Origin of the sequence: Pseudomonas sp. NPDC089422 (genome assembly GCF_044749405.1) — a bacterium.
In the GTDB taxonomy this organism is placed as follows: Bacteria; Pseudomonadota; Gammaproteobacteria; order Pseudomonadales; family Pseudomonadaceae; genus Aquipseudomonas.
Genome location: NZ_JBIVHW010000007.1, coordinates 361387 through 378363, shown reverse-complemented (window position 1 = coordinate 378363; position 16977 = coordinate 361387). Strand labels below are relative to the sequence as shown.

15 protein-coding genes and 1 pseudogene are annotated in these 16977 nt (G+C 65.3%); 8 read left to right on the top strand and 8 right to left on the bottom strand.

Annotated features, from left to right (window positions below; translation table 11 throughout):
* Nucleotides 1-7: 7 nt before the first annotated feature.
* On the bottom strand, nucleotides 8-1177 hold the full coding sequence (iacA, locus tag ACIPZ8_RS16170; protein WP_400724984.1) for an indole-3-acetate monooxygenase: 1170 nt from the start codon (nucleotides 1175-1177) through the stop codon (nucleotides 8-10).
* 485 nt (nucleotides 1178-1662) lie between these two features.
* Between iacA and ACIPZ8_RS16165 the strand changes: the two genes are divergently transcribed.
* The 8 genes and pseudogenes from ACIPZ8_RS16165 to ACIPZ8_RS16130 all read left to right on the top strand — a co-directional run bounded on the left by ACIPZ8_RS16165 (nucleotide 1663) and on the right by ACIPZ8_RS16130 (nucleotide 9779).
* A complete protein-coding gene (locus ACIPZ8_RS16165) occupies nucleotides 1663-2619 on the top strand; it encodes a LysR family transcriptional regulator (RefSeq protein WP_400724981.1) in 957 nt (318 codons plus the stop codon).
* A 230-nt stretch (nucleotides 2620-2849) separates the two neighbouring features.
* Nucleotides 2850-4133, top strand: a complete 1284-nt coding sequence (locus tag ACIPZ8_RS16160; RefSeq protein WP_400724979.1) for a Rieske 2Fe-2S domain-containing protein — start codon at nucleotides 2850-2852, stop codon at nucleotides 4131-4133.
* Complete coding sequence (locus ACIPZ8_RS16155; RefSeq protein WP_400725039.1) at nucleotides 4133-4609, top strand: aromatic-ring-hydroxylating dioxygenase subunit beta; 477 nt, start codon at nucleotides 4133-4135, stop codon at nucleotides 4607-4609. Before ACIPZ8_RS16160 ends, ACIPZ8_RS16155 begins: the two co-directional genes overlap by 1 nt.
* Nucleotides 4610-4782: 173 nt before the next feature.
* Nucleotides 4783-6027 carry an OprD family outer membrane porin gene (locus tag ACIPZ8_RS16150; protein ID WP_400724976.1) on the top strand — a complete coding sequence of 415 codons (1245 nt, stop codon included), beginning with the start codon at nucleotides 4783-4785 and terminating at the stop codon, nucleotides 6025-6027.
* Between the two features lie 22 nt (nucleotides 6028-6049).
* Nucleotides 6050-7348: an MFS transporter gene (locus ACIPZ8_RS16145; RefSeq protein WP_400724973.1), complete on the top strand. Its 1299-nt coding sequence runs from the start codon at nucleotides 6050-6052 to the stop codon at nucleotides 7346-7348.
* A gap of 298 nt (nucleotides 7349-7646) precedes the next feature.
* Nucleotides 7647-8816 (top strand): cache domain-containing protein, encoded by a 1170-nt coding sequence (locus tag ACIPZ8_RS16140; protein ID WP_400724970.1) that lies wholly within the window; start codon nucleotides 7647-7649, stop codon nucleotides 8814-8816.
* Nucleotides 8817-8921 (top strand): annotated as a pseudogene (locus tag ACIPZ8_RS16135) (HAMP domain-containing protein); the annotation flags it as partial.
* Nucleotides 8922-9023: 102 nt separating this feature from the next.
* A complete protein-coding gene (locus ACIPZ8_RS16130) occupies nucleotides 9024-9779 on the top strand; it encodes a methyl-accepting chemotaxis protein (RefSeq protein WP_400725036.1) in 756 nt (251 codons plus the stop codon).
* Here ACIPZ8_RS16130 and ACIPZ8_RS16125 read toward each other — a convergent pair.
* From ACIPZ8_RS16125 to ACIPZ8_RS16095, 7 genes are all read right to left on the bottom strand, one after another.
* Nucleotides 9741-10757 carry a 3-hydroxybutyryl-CoA dehydrogenase gene (locus ACIPZ8_RS16125; RefSeq protein ID WP_400724967.1) on the bottom strand — a complete coding sequence of 339 codons (1017 nt, stop codon included), beginning with the start codon at nucleotides 10755-10757 and terminating at the stop codon, nucleotides 9741-9743. The two genes, ACIPZ8_RS16130 and ACIPZ8_RS16125, sit on opposite strands and share 39 nt — an antisense overlap.
* Entirely contained in the window at nucleotides 10754-11854 is a 1101-nt protein-coding gene (locus ACIPZ8_RS16120; protein WP_400724964.1) for an NAD/NADP octopine/nopaline dehydrogenase family protein, read from the bottom strand. The genes ACIPZ8_RS16125 and ACIPZ8_RS16120 overlap by 4 nt, the downstream gene beginning before the upstream one ends.
* 97 nt (nucleotides 11855-11951) lie before the next feature.
* Nucleotides 11952-12911 (bottom strand): AraC family transcriptional regulator, encoded by a 960-nt coding sequence (locus tag ACIPZ8_RS16115; protein WP_400724961.1) that lies wholly within the window; start codon nucleotides 12909-12911, stop codon nucleotides 11952-11954.
* A 1-nt stretch (nucleotide 12912) separates the two neighbouring features.
* Nucleotides 12913-14271 carry a spinster family MFS transporter gene (locus tag ACIPZ8_RS16110; protein ID WP_400724958.1) on the bottom strand — a complete coding sequence of 453 codons (1359 nt, stop codon included), beginning with the start codon at nucleotides 14269-14271 and terminating at the stop codon, nucleotides 12913-12915.
* Between the two features lie 198 nt (nucleotides 14272-14469).
* Nucleotides 14470-15405: a catechol 1,2-dioxygenase gene (gene catA / locus ACIPZ8_RS16105; protein ID WP_400724955.1), complete on the bottom strand. Its 936-nt coding sequence runs from the start codon at nucleotides 15403-15405 to the stop codon at nucleotides 14470-14472.
* A gap of 44 nt (nucleotides 15406-15449) precedes the next feature.
* Nucleotides 15450-15740: a muconolactone Delta-isomerase gene (gene catC / locus ACIPZ8_RS16100; protein ID WP_152957509.1), complete on the bottom strand. Its 291-nt coding sequence runs from the start codon at nucleotides 15738-15740 to the stop codon at nucleotides 15450-15452.
* 18 nt (nucleotides 15741-15758) lie between these two features.
* The gene (locus tag ACIPZ8_RS16095; RefSeq protein WP_400724953.1) at nucleotides 15759-16880 is read right to left on the bottom strand and encodes a muconate cycloisomerase family protein; all 1122 of its coding nucleotides are present in this window, start codon (nucleotides 16878-16880) and stop codon (nucleotides 15759-15761) included.
* Between the last annotated feature and the right edge of the window lie 97 nt (nucleotides 16881-16977).

Genomic DNA, 16977 nt, shown 5'->3' with positions numbered 1-16977 from the left:
CCGAAAGTTACAGGTAGCCCGGCAGGGGCTGTTTGCCGAAGAACATTGCCCCGGCGTTCTGGTAGGTGACGTCGCCCATGAAGGCATGCTGGGTGACCACTTGCGCGTCGTTGACGCAGCGGGCCAGCGGGCTTTCGTTGTAGATGCCGGTCATGCCCGAGAGCATCTGCGCGCTGCGCGCCACTTCGGCGGCTACGCGCGCGGCATGGGTGGAAGACAGGCGCAGCAGGTTGATGACCTCGACCGGTACCGGGTCGCCGGCCAGCACGTGTTCCCAGGCCTGCTCGATGGACTCGTAAAAGAACGCCCGCGCCGAACGCAGCGCCGCTTCGGCCTTGGCCACGTCGACCTGGGCCAGCGGGCGGTCGGCCAGCGCCGGGGCGCCGGTGACCGAGATGCGCCCGCTGGCCATGCCCGACAGCTCGTCCAGCGCGGCGCGGGCAATGCCTAAGCCGACCACCGAAAGCACCTGGGTGGCGAACGACAGCGACGGGTAGCGGAAGAACGGCTCGTCGAGGTTCGGCTTGCCACCGCGGACGAAGGTCCACTGCTCGCCGACCACCACCTCCTCGACCAGCAGGTCGTGGCTGCCGGTGCCGAGCAGGCCGACGGTGTCCCAGGTTTCCTCGATGCGCGCCTGGCTGCGCGGCAGCACCGCCAGGCGCGGCAGGTCGAGCTTGTCGCCATTGCGTGGGGCGATGCCGACTCCGACGATGTCGGCGCCCATGGAGCCGCTGGAGTACTTCCAGCGGCCGTTGACCTTGAAGCCGCCAGACACGATTTCGGCCGGCTGTGGAGGGAAGATGCCACCGGCGAACACGGTGTCGGGGCTGTTACCGTAGATTTCGGCGATGGTCTCCAGCGGCAGCGCCGCCAGGTACACCGGGCTCATGCCGAAGCTGGCGACCCAGCCGGCCGAGCCGTCGGCATGGGAAATGCGCTCGATCATTTCGCAGAAGGCACCCGGCGAGCATTCCAGCCCGCCAAAGCGTTTCGGGACCAGGGCGCGGTACACGCCATGGGCCTTGAAAGCATCAATCACGTCGCGGGAAATGTGGCGCTGGCGATCGAACTCACCCAGGCGGGCACGATCACGCACCCCGTCAAGCAAGGCCTCGAAGGCAGGGCCAGAGGCGAGCGCCGACACAGGCGCGGCACGCAGGCAAAGCGAATCCATGGACATTCTCCGTCTCAGGCGCGGTTTTTGTGTTGTTTGGCAGGCGGCGAAATGGCCAGGCTCGGCAAGGGCGAGCAGCGGCCACGCAGGGGGGCAAAAGCTGGGTCGGGCGGCATGGTTCTGTCTCTCTTGTTTTAGGTGCCGGTGACAAAAATTTGCGACCGATTACGTGAATTGTCAATTGAATTTTCACGCTAAAAATCGTCATATTTGCTTAGCGATACGCCATATGAGTCAAGAAAAATAGACTTATACCGTTGATTAATATCAATTTTCATCGTGATTTAGGGTTACGAAAAAACAGCGAAAAAACTAACCCCGCACGGCGATATTCCAAAAAATTTTTAGTCGACTTTTCACATGATTCCGGCGAGGAAAAAGCTGGTGTAGGATGGCCAGGCAAGGAGCGCCACAAGGCCGGCCACCCGCGCCGGCCCCATAAAAACAACAGCAAGCGCCCCGCCAGGATCGATGGGGACACGCCAATGCCTGCCGTGATTACCCCCGAGGTCGAGGCCATGCCCACCCGCCACATCGACTTGCAGGACCATCGCCTGCGCTATCTGCACCTGAGCCACGACAAGGGCTCCATGCGCGCCGCCGCCGAAGCATTGGGCGTCGCCACCTCATCGGTCAGCCGGCAGATCGCCCGGCTGGAAGAAGAACTGGACATCGAACTGGTCCGCCCCGGCACGCACCGCATCAGCCTGACGGCTGCCGGCGAGGCTGCGGTGGATTACTACGTCGAGCGCATCCGCCAGCACGCCCAGCTGGTCGATCGCCTGGCTCAGCTGCGCGGTCAGCAGCAGGCGTCGACCGTGATCGCCATTGGCGAAGGCCTGCTCGGTGCCCGGGCGATCAATTCGCTGCAGGGCTTTCTGCATGCCCATGGCGCGCACAAGGCCGAGATCATCAGCGCCCCCTCGCTGGAGGTGCAGCGCCGGGTGCTGGCCGATGAGGCGCACCTGGGCGTGATCTTCGCCCCCAGCGCTACCGCACGCCTGACGCGCCTGTACAGCCTGGCCCAGCCGCTGCGCATGATCGTGCACCGCGACAGCCGCCTGGCCGCGCGGACCACGGTCAGCCTGGAAGACGTGGCGCGTGAATCGCTGGTGCTGCCGGGCGCCGACTTCCGCGTGCGCGAACTGGCCGATGCGGCGTGCAAGGATCAGCCATTCGCCATCGTGCCCACGCTCACTTCCAATTCGCTGGCGGTGATCCTCGACTTCGTTCGCTCCGGCCTGGGCGCCACCTTGCTGGCCGAACTGCCGATCATCGATGAGCTCAAGAACGGCACGTTCAAGGCACTGACGATCGATTGCCCGGCGATGAATGCGACCGATATCCAGATCGTCACCCGCCGCGGGCGCACGCTGGATGGGTTGAGCCGCGAGCTGGCCACGGAAATGGCCCGGGCAGTGCGCATGGCGGCTTGCGCCTGAGAACGGCTTGAGATTGCTGGGGGCGCCTTGCGCCCCTTTCGCGACACAAGGCCGCTCCTACAAGAGACCGCGTTCCCTTGTAGGAGCGGCCTTGTGTCGCGAAAGGGCTGCAAAGCAGCCCCAGCTTTTGTTGCACAAAACGCAACGACATTGCCCACCGCTGTCATTGAGCCCCTCTCCCCTGCCCTTTACGTTGCTCCCATAAGAAATCGCCCTCCATAGGTGACCCCGTGAGCAACCTGATCCCCGCCGTCAACCTGACGGTCGACCCGGCCGAGCTGGTGCAGCCCGACCGCGTCCACACCTCCCTGTACACCGACCCGGCACTGTTCGATGCCGAGCTGGAAAAGATCTTCCACAGCACCTGGATCTGGGTCGCCCATGAGAGCGAAGTCCCCGACGCCGGCAGCTACAAGACCACCTACATCGGCAAGCAGCCGGTGATCGTGGTGCGTGACCGCAAGAAGGGCATCAACGTGTTGCTCAACCGCTGCCGCCACCGCGGCGCCACGGTGTGCGAGCACAAGAAGGGCAAGACCAACAGCTTCGTCTGCCCGTACCACGGCTGGGGTTACGCCCTCGACGGTTCGCTGCGCGGCATCCCGCACCCGGAAAGCTACGGCGACTGCATCGACAAGGCTGAGCTGCCACTGGTCAGCCTGCGCACCGAAAGCTACGCCGGCATGGTCTTCGCCACCTTCAAGGACGACATCGAGCCGCTGGAAGACTTCCTCGGTGCAGCGAAGAAGTGGATGGACCTGTTCATGAAGCAGGGCGCCGGCTACGGCATCAAGGTCCCGGGCGAACACCGTTTCCGCTTCCCCGGCAACTGGAAGATCCAGCTGGAAAACACCACCGACGCCTACCACTTCCCGCTGGTGCACAAGAGCTTCCTGTCTTCGGTGGATGAACAGACCCTGGAGCTGTTCGACTTCGTCAAAGGCCCCGGCTATGTCGAAGACCTGGGCAACGGCCACAGCGTGATGGTGATGATCCCCGAGCTGGTGGACCTGGAAGCCGACCTCGACAAGCCGATTCCTGAGCGCTTCGAGTCGTTGGCTGCCAAATTGCGAGATGAGGGCATCGAGGAACAGCAGGTGCGCCGCATCGTTCGCGCCGTTGGTGGCTCGGGCTTCAACCTCAACCTGTTCCCCAACGTCGCCTGTTCGATGGCGTTCTTCCGCGTGCTGCAACCGATCTCGGTCACGGAAACGGAAATCCACCACTCGGTGATTACCATGGACGGTGGCCCGGCGGCGGCCAACCGCTACCGCCTGCGCCTGCACGAGCACTTCCAGGGCCCGATGGGCTTTGGCACCCCGGACGATTCCGAGGCCTGGGAGCGCGTGCAGAAAGGCGCCAATGCCGGCGAGAACCTGTGGATCATGCTCAACCGCGGCCTGCCGGGCGAGAAGCCCAGCGAAGATGGCCTGGTCTCCGACGTCAGTGCCGAAACCGGCATGCGTGCGGCGTACCAGCAGTGGAAGAAGATGATGGCGGCGGAGGCCAAATGATGAACCTGAATCTGCTCAACGAAGTGACCGCGTTCATCTGGCAGGAAGGCGACATGCTCGACCATGGCGAGTACGACACCTGGCTGAACCTGTGGACCGAGAAAGGGACGTACATCATCCCGATCAACCCGAAAGAAACCGACTACGAAAACACCCTGAACTACGCCTATGACGACCACCATATGCGTGGCTTGCGCGTGCAACGGCTGATCGGTGGCGAGTCGATTTCCACCAGCCCGCAGCCACGTACTGTGCGCACGATTTCACGCTTCCGGGTACTGGGCGACGACGGCGTCAACGTCACGGTACGCGCCGCGCAGAACATCCGCGAGTTCCGCAAGGAAAGCCTCAAGCACTATAGCGCCGACCTGACCTACACCCTGGTCCGCGCCGAAGGCGGCTTCAAGATCCACCGCAAGGTGATCAGCCTGATCAACAGCGACGATGCCCTCGCCGGCATCGGCTACATCCTCTGAAGCGAGGCATTCACCTTGTGCTGTTCCCAGGCGCGGCAAGCGCCTGGTGCTGGATATCTAAAAACAACAAAAACAATACGTGACAGGCAAGCGGGCCACAGACCTGCAGAGCGCCTCTGCCCAGTTGAACGACTGCCCAGACCTTGTACTGATCACATTTCCAGGATTACCCCATGGAACTCAAATGGCCGTTGCGTGCGAAAACGTTGTGCTTGTGTGTGGGCACCGTGTTACCCCTGACCAGCTTCGCCGACATGGTGGATGACAGCCACCTGTCGCTGAACTTCCGTAACCTCTACCTGAACCGTAATTTCACCAACTCCAGTGCACCGGTGTCGAAGGTCGGCAACTGGTCGCAGGGCTTCGACCTGCAGTTCGAGTCCGGCTACACCAATACCCCGCTGGCTGTCGGCCTTGATCTCAATGGCCAGTATGCCTTCCGCCTGGACTCCACCGGCAACGATGGCTCGCTGCCGTTCAGCCAGCACCGCCAGCAGGCCGCCGACGACTACAGCCGTGGCGGCGCGACACTGAAACTCAAGTACGCCAAGACCCAGGTGAAGATCGGCGACCAGAAACCGTTCTACCCAGTCGCCTCCAACGACCCCAGCCGCCAGCTCGACACCATTTACCAAGGTGCAGTGATCGAGTCTCGCGACATCGACAACCTGACCCTGGTCGGCGGGCGCTTCTGGTCGATCGTCACCCGCGAGTCGTCCAACCACGAGCGCCTGTACCGTTATGGCACCAACGACAGCCTGGACAGCGACGGCCTGGACTTCGCCGGTGCCACCTACAACTTCACCCAGGATTTGCAGGGCAGCTACTTCCATGGCGTGCTCAACGACATCTACAAGCAGGACTACGGCGGCATCAAGCACACCCTGAAGTTCGCCGACGGCTACCAGCTGAAAACCGACGTCGGTTACTTCAACAACCGCGAAGACGGCGCCGCGCGCAGCGGCCCGGTGGACAACCGCGCCTACTTCGGCCTGGTGACACTGGAAAAGAGCGGCCACATGATCGGCGCCAGTTACCAGCGCATGACCGGCGACACGGTGTTCCCGACCCTGAACGGCTACGTGCCGCAGCTGTGGCTGCCGAACTGGGCGAGTATCCCCTTCATCCGCCCGGACGAGCGCAGCTGGTCGGTGCGCTACGGCTACAACTTCGTGGCCATGGGCATTCCCGGCCTCAAGCTGTTCACCCGCTACATCAAGGGCACTGACGTCGATCGGGGCCCGGGCCTTGCACGCGACCAGGAGAGCGAGCGCGACATCATGCTCAGCTATGTGGTCCAGAGCGGCCCGCTCAAGGACCTGTCGTTCGACCTGAAGAACATGCGGACCCAGCAGAAGTACGGCAACGACTACACCGAGTACCGTTTCATCACTTCCTACACCTGGAAGTTCTGGTGAGTGGCCCGCATGGAGATGGCTCATGACTAACCTCAACACCAGCATCACCGCTGATACCGACCCGCGCACCCTGCGCCGCATCGTCATCGCCTCGGTGCTGGGCAACGCTCTGGAGTGGTACGACTTCTTCCTGTATGGCACGGCCGCAGCGCTGATCTTCGCCCCACTGTTCTTCCCCGCCGGCACCGACCCGGTGCTGGGCACCATGGCCTCGTTCGCAGGCTTTGCCGTGGGCTTTCTCGCCCGCCCGCTGGGCGGCCTGATCTTCGGCCACATCGGCGACAAGGCCGGGCGCAAGAAGGCCCTGGTGATGACCCTGGCAATCATGGGCGCGGCGACCTTCGCCATGGGCCTGCTGCCCACCTTCGATCAGGTGGGTTACCTGGCCCCGGCATGCCTGGTGATCCTGCGCGTATTGCAGGGCGTGGCCTCGGGCGGCGAATGGGGCGGCGGCGTGCTACTGCTCAGCGAGAACGCGCCGAAGGACCGTGTCGGCTTCTATGCGGCCTGGAGCCAGCTGGGCGTATCGGGTGGCTTCGTGCTGTCGGCGGCAGCCTTCTACCTGGTGCAGATGCTGCCCCATGAAGCCATGATGAGCTGGGGCTGGCGTGTGCCGTTCCTGGCCAGCATCCTGATCTTCGGCGTCGGCGTCTACATCCGCCGGCGACTGCCGGAAAGCAAGGCGTTCGTCGAGGACCAGGCGCAACAGTCGCAGCCCGAGCACATGCCAGCCATGGAAGTGCTGCGCAACCACCCCAAGGCGGTGCTGCAGGCGATGGGCATCCGCATTGCCGAGAACGGCAGCGCCTACCTGTTCCTGGCCTTTACCATCGCCTACGCCAAGTTCACCGGGCTGGACACGCAGCTTGTACTCGCGAGTGTGATGGTGGCGATGATTGTCGAGGCCGGCACCATCGTGTTCTGGGGCTGGCTGTCGGACATCATCGGCCGGCGGGTGGTGTATGCGATCGGCTCGGTCGGTTTGATGGCGCTGGCGTTCCCGTTCTTCTGGATGCTCGACACCCACTCGCCGGTGTGGGTGTACCTGGCGGCTTTGCTCGGCATGGCCTTCTGTCATGGCGCGATGATCGGCACCCAGCCGGCGCTGATGGGTGAACTGTTCCCGCCCAAGGTGCGCTATTCCGGGTTGGCCATGGGGCACGAGATTGCTTCGATCTTCTCCGGGGGATTGGCGCCATTGGCGGCGACAGCGTTGTTCAGTTTGTACAAGGATGCCTGGCCGGTGTCGGTGATGCTGGTGGTGATGGGGGCGATTACTACCCTGGCGGTGATCAGCATCAAGCCGCAGGCCAAAGCCTAGTTCTGCTCCGGTTTTGCCTGGGCCTTTCCGTGCGGGGAGGGTTCGGGCTTTTTTTTGCGTTGGGGCGGACAGGTGCCTGGTTCGGGGTTCTCTGCGCCTGTGAGATCGAGCGCCGCCCGCGCGGCGCTCGGTCTCACAGGCGCTGAATATTTTTCGGCGGACACCCGCTACCCCACCCAATTGCCCACCCGTGCCAACCTCTTGCCCCTGCCTGCCAATCCACGCCCCAGCCATTCCGCCCTGCGCCAAGCCCCGGTAGCCTGCCGCGAGCCCAACTCGCGTCGCGGAAAACAACAACATGACCAACGCCTTGAGCATCCACAACAAGATCACCCTGCTCGCCAGCCTGTGCCTGGCTGCCGTCGTCGTGCTCCTCACCGCACTGGCCCTGGCCCAGCGCCAGAGCAGTGAAGACCAGGTCGGCAGCAGCGCCAGCGACATGCTGCTGGCCGCCGCACGCAGCAACCTGCGTGCCGAGGGTCAAGCCCAGGCGCTGCAGATCCAGCAGGGCTTCAATCGCGCCTACACCTTTGCCGAAGGCGTGGGCCGCCAGGTCATGCACCTGCGCCAGCGTGCAGACATGCCCCCGGCCGAGCTGCGCCGCGACCTCACCCAGGTGCTGCGCGATGCCTTGGCCGGACGCCCGGAACTGTTGGGTCTGTTCATCACCTTCAACCGTAACGCCCTTGACGGCCACGATGCCGACTTCCCCGGCCAGCTAAACCTTGGCAGCAACGATCAGGGCCGCTTCGCCCTGTACTGGCTGCAACCGGCGCCCGGCCAGCTGCAAGCTGTGCCTGGCGACGAGAAACTGCTCGCCGACGCCTCACCGGGCCCCAGCGGCGCGCCGTTCAATGCGTTTTTCAGCTGCTCGCGTGCCAGCGCCAAACCCTGCCTGCTCGAACCCTATGTCGACAGCTCCAGTGGCACCGCGCGGCTGGTCACCAGCCTGACCTTGCCGCTGATCGACCAGGGCCGCGTAGTTGCAGTGATCGGCCTGGACATCGACCTGGCGACCCTGCAGCGTGATGCCGAGAAAGCCGCCACAGCGCTGTACGACGGCCAGGGCGATATCGCCATCGTCAGCACGGCCGGGTTGCTCGCCGGTGACAGCCACCACCCCGAACGCCTCGGTACGCTGTTCAAGGCACGCCACCCCGAGCAGGCCGTTGCCATGCTCGACGCCGCCGCCGCAGGCCGCACGCAGGCCTTCGAGGATGCCGGGTACATGCGCATGCTGGTGCCGATCCAGCCACTGCCTGAAGCCAGCCCGTGGGCCGTGCTGGTCAGCGTCGGCAAGGACGTGCTCGGCGCGCCGGTGACCGCGCTGCAGGCGCAGATGCGCACCGAGCGCCTGCGCAGCCTGGCCCTGCAGATCGGCCTGGGCCTGGGCATTGCACTGCTGGGCGTGGCGATGATGTGGCTGACCGCGCGCAGCGTCAGCCGCCCGCTGCTGCAGGTCGCCTAACTGCTGGAGGACATTGCCGAAGGCGAAGGTGACCTGACCCGCCGCCTGGCCTACCCCGGCAAGGATGAACTGGGCCGCCTGAGCCGCGCCTTCGACCGCTTCCTGGAGCGCCTGCAACCGGTGATCGCGCAGGTCCAGGGCGGTGTGCGCGATACCCGCGACACCGCCGACCAGTCGGCGCGCATCGCCAGCCAGACCAGCGCCGGCATGCAGCAGCAGTTCCGCGAAATCGAGCAGATGGCCACCGCCTTGCACGAGATGTCCGCCACCGCCCAGGCTGCGGCCCACAGCGCTGCGCAAGCCGCCGAGGCGGCGCGCCATGCCGACCAGGCGACCGGCGCCGGCGTGCAGGTGATCGAGAGCACCACCCAGGGTATCCAGGCCCTGGCCACCGGCATGAGCGAGGGCATGCAGCGCCTGCAGGCCCTGGCCGCGAGCAGCGAGCAGATCGGCGCGGTGATGGGGGTGATCCTGTCGATTGCCCGGCAGACCAACCTGCTCGCGCTCAATGCGGCGATCGAAGCCGCACGCGCCGGTGACGCCGGTCGCGGCTTTGCCGTGGTCGCCGACGAGGTCCGCGGCCTGGCCCAGCGCACCCAGGCCTCGGTGGAAGAAATTGGCACGATCATCGACAACCTGCGCAACGGCACCCATGAGGTGACCGGCGCCATGCAGCACAGCTACCAGCAGGCCCAGGCCAATGCCGAGCAGGCGCGCCAGGCCCTGCAGGCACTGGCGCAGATTCGCCAGGCGGTCAGCGTGATCACCGACATGAACGTGCAGATCGCCTGCGCCGCCGAACAGCAGAGCAGCGTTGCCGAAGAGGTCAACCGCAATGTCGAGGCGGTGCGCGATGTCACCGCCTCGCTGTCCGGCCAGGCCGAGCGCTCGGCGGGGATCAGCCAGCAGTTGAACGACCTGGCGTCAGAGCAGCAGGGGCTGATCGAGCGCTTCAAGGCCTGAGGCAAAGCGCGGCGCCAGCCCGGCCTGGTGCAGGCGCTGCACCAGGCTTGCCAGGCGCGTGTGGCGGTAGGCGTCGATGTCGGTATCGCGGTAGTCGTAGAACCCCACGCCATCGCGCAGACCGTTGCGCCCGCTGGCCATGTTGTCCAGCACTGATGCCGGCGCCTGGTAGCGTTCGCCCAGGTGACGGCTGAGGTAGCGTGAGGCGTGGTGCAGGATGTCGCCACCACCCCAGTCGATGAACTCCAGCAGGCCCAATACCGAGAAGCGCAGGCCAAAGCCGGTCCGTACGGCCAGGTCGATCTGCTCGGCGCTGGCGACGCCCTCCTCGACCATGCGCGCCGCCTCGTTCATCACCAGCGCCTGCAGGCGCGGCACGATGAAGCCGGGGGTAGCGTTGCACAGCACCGGCACCTTGCCGATGGCCTGCAAGGTGGCCAGCAGGTCGGCGACCACGGCTTCGCTGGTTGCGGCGCTGCGCGACACTTCCACCAGCGGCATCAGGTGCGCCGGGTTGAGCCAGTGGGCGTTGACCATGCGCCCGGGCACGCTGACCATGGCGGCCAGTTCGGTCACCAGGAACGTCGAGGTGGTCGAGGCGATAATCGCGTCCGCCGCCACCTGCCGGTCGATCCAGGCAAACGCCTCTTGCTTGGCCTCGAGTACTTCAGGCACCGCCTCGAACACCAGCCGGCAACCTTGCAACGCCTTGCCGCCCTCCTCGCGTGTCAGCAGTTGAACCCGCGACAACAGCTGCTCGGCTTGCTGCGCACCGATCAGTTCAAGGGCCACCAGGCTCTGCGCCTCGACAGCAAGGTTGCGCCCGACCGCCTCGAAGTAGCTGGCCTGGGCTGGTACCTGCCGCGCCTTCAGGTCGATCAGGCTGACGTGGACGCCGGCCTGGGCGAAGGCCAGGGCGATGCCCTCGCCCATCCGCCCGGCACCGACCACGGCAATGTGCCGCAGCGCCCCGCTCATGGCGCGACACCGTCACGCAGCATGGCCGCCATCTGCTCGCGGTCGAGCTCAGCCAGCCCGAGGTTTTCCAGGGTGCGGCCTTCGCCATACAAGTCACGCCCGGTCACTGCCGAGGCCAAGGCCAGCAAGCCCTGCGCCACGGGGGTCGGCACGCCGGCCCAGCGCCCGACCGAGACCAGCAGCGACAGGCCCAGGCGCGTGTCTTCGAGCATGTAGCGGTGCTGCTGCAGGTCGATCTTCTCGCGCCAGTCGCCGCTGTCGGTGAGCTTGCCATGGGCGCCGCGGCCGTACATCCACTCATCGCCCTGGTCGGTGTTGTAGTGGTCGGCCAAGGGGAAGTGCGGCGCCGGGTAGCCCAGCGCCTCGCGTACGCGCATGCGTTCGGCATCCAGCGCGTTGGTCACCCGGCGGATCGACGGTTGGGTACCTTCGTTGTGGATGTCCCACGACTCGAAGTGCTCCAGCGGCCCGGCATTCATCAGGATCAGCGGCGGGTGAATGACCGGCCCTGCGTTCATCAATGCGCCGCTCAGGGCATCTTCGATCGGCTCGACACTGGGATAGGCTTCGCGCAGCACGCTGAAGGCATGGGCCGAAAGACGACTGGGCAGCACGCCGGTGGGCAGGCGCGTGGCGTAGGCGCTAATCACCAGCTGGTCGGCACCATGCTTGCGCACCAGGTACGGCAAGGTGCCGGTTTCGGCAAAGGCCACCTCGGCGTTATTGCCACAGTCGCCCATGGCCTTGGCGAACACATAGCTGCCAAAGGTGCCTGGCGGCAGGAACACCACTTGGCCAGCGCTGAGCAATGGCGCGACTTCAGCGGCCAGGGCCGCGTGGCTGGTCGATGGCAAGGGGATGATCACCAGGTCCGCGCCCTGCAGCGCTTCGGCCAGGTCGCTGACCAGGTGCAGGTTGTCGCCAAGGGCCAGTTGGCGGGTGCCGCGATAATCGCGCACGCTGAGGCTGCCAATCGCCTGCAGGGTTTTCAGGGCCGTAGCGTCACGGCGCCACAGACGGGTGGCATGGCCGCGCTCGGCCATCTCGACAGCCGCTGCATAGCAGCCATGGCCGCCGCCAAGAACAGTGATTTGCATGGGTGGAACTCCGCGTGTGTAAGGTAGGCCGATGCTAGCCATCACGCGTTTGGCCAGCGCTGCGGATCGCGCAGGCAGGCTACCGATTGCGCAGCTTTCAGCCCCTGAGCGTGTCGGAGGGGCGGCAACCGAAACGCTGCCGGTACTGCTGGGTGAAATGCGCGGGGCTGTTGATGCCGAAGCGCAGCAGCACCTCGGTCACGCTGCCCTCACCTTGCTGCAAGGCCTGGTGCACCGCCTGCAGGCGCCGGTCGCGGATGTACTCGACCGGCGTCTGCCCGAGGAACTGGCGAAAGCCGTTCTGCAGCGTGCGCACCGAAACACCACTGAGCGCGCACAAGGTGGCCAGCGCCAGCGGCTGGTCCAGGTTGGCCTCGATATGCTCGCGCGCCCGGCGCACATGGCTGGGCAATGGGGTGCCTGCCGGTTGCAGCAGCGCGGCGGAATAGTTGTGCGGCAACTGGGTCAGCAGCAATTGCACCAGGTGATCCACCAGGCCCTGGCGCAAGGGCGCCAGGCTCAGTTGCAGGGCGAACAGCCGGCACAGGTAATCCAGGGTCAGGCCCAGGGCATGGACGCCTGGGTGGTCAGCGGCGAGCGGCACATCGAACGCCAGCGGCTGCCCCAGGCTACGCCCCAGCAGCTGCTGCAAATGCAGCTCCAGCGCCTCGCGGGGCATGCTGAGCACCGCATTGCGGCAGGCGCCGCCAGTGACGATGCGACTGCTGGCGAACGGTGAACTGACGCTCAACCCGCCCGCCGCCACGGCCGCATGCTCGCGACCGTGGCTGACTTCGCACTGCCCTTGCAAGGTGGTGCGGAACAGGTACTGCGCACCGGTGCCCTCAAGGCTGACTTCCACCGGCGCATCGTAGTGCAACTGCAGCAAGCGCACGCCGGCAAACTCGACGCCGTTGACCTGCAACTGTGGCGTAGCACCGTCAAGCACCCGCAGTCGATGCGGGCAGAGATAGCGGGCCAGCTGCACCTGCATCTCGGCCACATCCTGCGAGTGAAACAGCGGAAAGCGCTCCAGCAGCTGGATGTCCGCCAGCATCTCAGGCCTCGGCGGGGTGTTCGCGGCGCATGCTGTCACCAAAGCACTTGCAGCCCTTGGCCAGCAGCACGATGGCCAGCAGCGAGGCACCGAAGCTGACAATCGACATCGACGAACCGACCGCAGCCGGGGCGCCGAAGTAACGGTCGGTGATCAACGCCACCAGCGTGGTGCCCAGGCCCAGCCCGAGCAGGTTGCTGATCAGCAGGAACACCGCCGACACCTGGGCGCGCACCTGGTTGGGCGAGAGGATCTGCATGGCGGCGGTAGAGGCCGGCATCGGGAACGAGGCAAAGAACATGGCCGGCACCAGCAAGGTCACCGACAGCCACAGCTGGTCGACCTGGGAATACAGCACCGCCGGCACGATCATGCCCACCGCGCCGATCACCCCGGTGCGCATGGCCGCATCGCTGCGCCCGCGCTTGGCCAGGTGGTCGGTGAGCCAGCCGCCGAACACCACGCCGGTGGTGTTGGCCAGCAGCAGGATGGTGCCGAGCATGAAGCCAGCCTGTTCGGGGCTCATGCCGAACTTACGGATATACAGCGCCGGGGTCCAGCTCATCATGCAGAACAGCGCCATGGCGTAGAACGAGAAGCCCAGGTAATGGCAGCCGAAGGTCGCCCGGTGGCGGCCGATGAAGCGCAGGCCATCGCTGAGCCGGACCTTGCGTACGTTGCCGTCGGCATCCAGCTGCGCGCCCTTGCGCTGCGGGTTGCGCACGGTGAGCCAGACCAGCAGGCCGACGATCACCCCGGGCAGGCCGACGATGAAGAACGCCAGCTGCCAGGCCTTCATCGCGCCGAGGAAGGCCACCTCGATGGTCTGCGCGTCCTTGAGCAAGGTGATCACGTAGCCGCCGACCAGGAAGGCGATGCCGCCGCCGACGAACGAACCGATCGAGTAGATGCCCACGGCGCGGCCGAGCTTTTCCTTGGGGAACAGGTCGCTGAACATCGAGTAGGCCGAGGGCGACAGGGCCGCCTCGCCCACGCCCACACCGATGCGCGCCAGGAACATCTGGGTGAAGTTCTTGCTCAGGCCGCAAGCGGCGGTGGCGAAGCTCCAGAAGATCACCCCCACGGCAATGATGCGCGGGCGCGAGAAGCGGTCGGCCAGGTAGGCAATGGGCATGCCCATGAAGGCATAGAACAGCGAGAACGCCAGGCCGTGCAGCAGGCTGAACTGGGTGTCGCTCAGTTGCAGGTCGGCTTTGATCGGCTCGATCATCAGGGCCAGGATCTGCCGGTCAACGAAGGAGAAGATGTAGGCCACCATGCACAGGATGACCACGTACCATTCGTAGAAATAGCGCTTGTTGTGCTGCTTGAGGTGTTGCTCTTGAGTGAGGGTATTCATGCTCGCGAATTCCTGATTGGGCAGCCTGGAAAGGGATTACAAGGCAGTGACCTGTCAGTAACAGGCGAGCGCACGCAGGGCGGGATTACGCATGACCAAGGACCTTTATTGTTATTGGAATGGTGTATGGCGGTAGAGCAGATTCAGCTTGCACCGGCCTCATCGCCGGCAAGCCGGCGATGAGGCCATCACAGGAGATCAGGCCTGCTGCAGCGCCCGTGGCCGGTGGCTGCGTTCCTCGGCTTCTGGCGCCTTGGCGGCCTGCAGCTGGAAGTCGAACGACAGCTCGGCAAAGCGCGCGCCCTGCACGCCACGGTCACGCGCCGCAGCGGCATCGTCGACAAACCGAAGGTCGCCGATCAGGCCATCGCGAGTGGCGTAGGCGAAGTCGTCCCACAGGTACTTGTCACCGGCGAAGTTGATCTGCGTGGTCAGGTGGCGATGGCCCGGTGCCGAGATGAAGAAGTGCACGTGTGCCGGGCGCTGGCCGTGGCGGCCAAGCAGGTTCAGGCATTCCTGGGTCGGGCCCTGCGGGTCGCAGCCATAGCCGGACGGCACGATGGAGCGGGCACGGTAGCGGCCTTCGGCATCGGTGACGATGCGCCGACGCAGGTTGTAGTCGGACTGGGTAGAGTCGAAATACGAGTAGGTACCCTGGGTGTTGGCGTGCCACAGGTCGACGGTGGCGCCGGCCAGCGGCTTGCCGTCGGCATCGAACACCTGGCCCTGGAGGAACATCACCACGCCGGGGTCGGTGCCGTCGTCCATGCGCGCGTCACCCTCGGACAACGGTGCACCGGCCACGTACAACGGGCCTTCGATGGTGCGCGGGGTGCCGCCGGTCAAGCCGGCTTCGGCGTCCTTGGCATCCTGCAGCAGGTCGAGGAAGTGCTCGATGCCCAGGCCTGCCGCCAGCAGGCCAGCCTCGTTGCGCCCGCCAAGGCGGTTGAGGTAGGCGACGGCATGCCAGAACTCGTCCTCGCTGACCTCCAGGTCTTCGATCAGGCGTGCGGTGTCCTGCAGTACACGGAGCATGATCTGCTTGAAGCGCGGGTTGCCTTCGGCCTGGCCAAGGCCGGCCACTTGCTCGAAGAAGGCCTGGATATCGGCGCTGTGGGAGATCTTCACGGTCATTTCTGCTTACCTCGAATTGTTCTTGTCAGGTAGTCGTGGGTGAATCAACGGTCGTCGCTGTGGATCGACGACGGGTGGCGGCACAGGCCGTCGACCTCGATGTCCATGTACGGGAACAGCGGCAGTTGCATCAGCGTGTCGTGCAACGCCTCGACGCTGGGCACGTCGAACACGCTGTAGTTGGCGTAGTGCCCGGCGATGCGCCACAGGTGGCGCCAGGTGCCTTCGCGCTGCAGGCGCTGGGCCAGTTCCTTCTCGTCGGCCTTCAGCTGCGCGGCCTTGGCCGGGGCCATGTCGACCGGCAGCTTCACGGTCATCTTCACGTGGAACAGCATGTTGTTTTCTCCTAGGTGTCAGCGGCGGGCAAAGCGCGCCAGGCGGGTTTCGTCGAGGGTCAGGCCCAGGCCCGGGCTGCGTGGCACGTGCAGCTGGAAGTCGTGGTACTGCGGCGGCTCGTTGACGATCTCTTCGGTCAGCAGCAGCGGCCCGAACAACTCGGTGCCCCAGGTCAGCTGACGCAAGGTGAGGAAGGCATGGGCCGAGGCCAACGTGCCGATCGAGCCTTCGAGCATGGTCCCGCCGTACAGGGCGATGCCGGCCGCTTCGGCGATCTGTGCGGTGCGCAGCACGGCGCGCGGGCCGCCGTTCTTGGCGATCTTCAGGGCGAAGATGCTGGCCGCGCCGTCGGCGGCCAGGCTGAAGGCGTCCTCGACGCTCTCGATGGATTCGTCGGCCATGATCGGCGCCGGGCTGCGCTGGTTCAGGCGCACCTGGCCGCCACGGTTGATGCGCGCGATCGGTTGTTCGATCAGGTCGATGCCGTTGTCGCCGAGCACCTGGCAGGCGCGGATGGCTTGCGATTCGTCCCAGTACTGGTTGACGTCGACCCGCACGCTGGCGCGCTCGCCCAGCTCGCGCTTGATTGCCACCACGTGCTTCAAGTCCTGCTCCAGCGGGTTGGCGCCGATCTTCAGCTTGAACACACGGTGCCGGCGGATCTCCAGCATGTGCTCGGCCTCGGCGATGTCGCGGGCGGTGTCACCGCTGGCCAGGGTCCAGGCCACTTCCAGGCTGTCGCGCACGCGCCCGCCAAGCAGTTCGCTGACCGGCAGGCCAAGGCGCTTGCCCTGGGCGTCGAGCAAGGCGCTTTCGAGGCCGGACTTGGCGAAGGTGTTGCCCTTGGCCAGCTTGTCGAGCTTGAGCATGGCGGCGTTGATGTTGTCGGCTGGCAGCCCGACCAGCGCGGGCGCCAGGTGTGCGTCGATGTTGGCCTTGATGCCTTCGGGGCTCTCGTAGCCGTAGGCCAGGCCGCCAATGGTGGTGGCCTCGCCGATGCCTTCGACGCCGTCGCTGCAGCGCAGGCGCAGCACCACCAGGGTCTGCTGCTGCAGGGTGTGCATCGCCAGCTTGTGCGGGCGGATGGTCGGCAGGTCGACGATGATCGCGTCGATGCGCTCGATCAGGGCGTTTGTCATGGTTCGAAGGTCCCGTCAAATCAGGCCGCAGGCTGCAGACCCGATACTACATTTACTTGATTATTCAAGCATTGCGCGAGACCCTGAGGGCCGTCCA

What these genes read in the sequence shown, in the direction of transcription:
- iacA (WP_400724984.1), bottom strand. Translation starts at nt 1,177, where the DNA reads ATGGATTCGCTTTGCCTGCGTGCCGCGCCTGTGTCGGCGCTCGCCTCT.
- ACIPZ8_RS16165 (WP_400724981.1), top strand. Translation starts at nt 1,663, where the DNA reads ATGCCTGCCGTGATTACCCCCGAGGTCGAGGCCATGCCCACCCGCCAC.
- ACIPZ8_RS16155 (WP_400725039.1), top strand. Translation starts at nt 4,133, where the DNA reads ATGAACCTGAATCTGCTCAACGAAGTGACCGCGTTCATCTGGCAGGAA.
- ACIPZ8_RS16150 (WP_400724976.1), top strand. Translation starts at nt 4,783, where the DNA reads ATGGAACTCAAATGGCCGTTGCGTGCGAAAACGTTGTGCTTGTGTGTG.
- ACIPZ8_RS16145 (WP_400724973.1), top strand. Translation starts at nt 6,050, where the DNA reads ATGACTAACCTCAACACCAGCATCACCGCTGATACCGACCCGCGCACC.
- ACIPZ8_RS16140 (WP_400724970.1), top strand. Translation starts at nt 7,647, where the DNA reads ATGACCAACGCCTTGAGCATCCACAACAAGATCACCCTGCTCGCCAGC.
- ACIPZ8_RS16130 (WP_400725036.1), top strand. Translation starts at nt 9,024, where the DNA reads ATGCAGCAGCAGTTCCGCGAAATCGAGCAGATGGCCACCGCCTTGCAC.
- ACIPZ8_RS16125 (WP_400724967.1), bottom strand. Translation starts at nt 10,757, where the DNA reads ATGAGCGGGGCGCTGCGGCACATTGCCGTGGTCGGTGCCGGGCGGATG.
- ACIPZ8_RS16120 (WP_400724964.1), bottom strand. Translation starts at nt 11,854, where the DNA reads ATGCAAATCACTGTTCTTGGCGGCGGCCATGGCTGCTATGCAGCGGCT.
- ACIPZ8_RS16115 (WP_400724961.1), bottom strand. Translation starts at nt 12,911, where the DNA reads ATGCTGGCGGACATCCAGCTGCTGGAGCGCTTTCCGCTGTTTCACTCG.
- ACIPZ8_RS16110 (WP_400724958.1), bottom strand. Translation starts at nt 14,271, where the DNA reads ATGAATACCCTCACTCAAGAGCAACACCTCAAGCAGCACAACAAGCGC.
- catA (WP_400724955.1), bottom strand. Translation starts at nt 15,405, where the DNA reads ATGACCGTGAAGATCTCCCACAGCGCCGATATCCAGGCCTTCTTCGAG.
- catC (WP_152957509.1), bottom strand. Translation starts at nt 15,740, where the DNA reads ATGCTGTTCCACGTGAAGATGACCGTGAAGCTGCCGGTCGACATGGCC.
- ACIPZ8_RS16095 (WP_400724953.1), bottom strand. Translation starts at nt 16,880, where the DNA reads ATGACAAACGCCCTGATCGAGCGCATCGACGCGATCATCGTCGACCTG.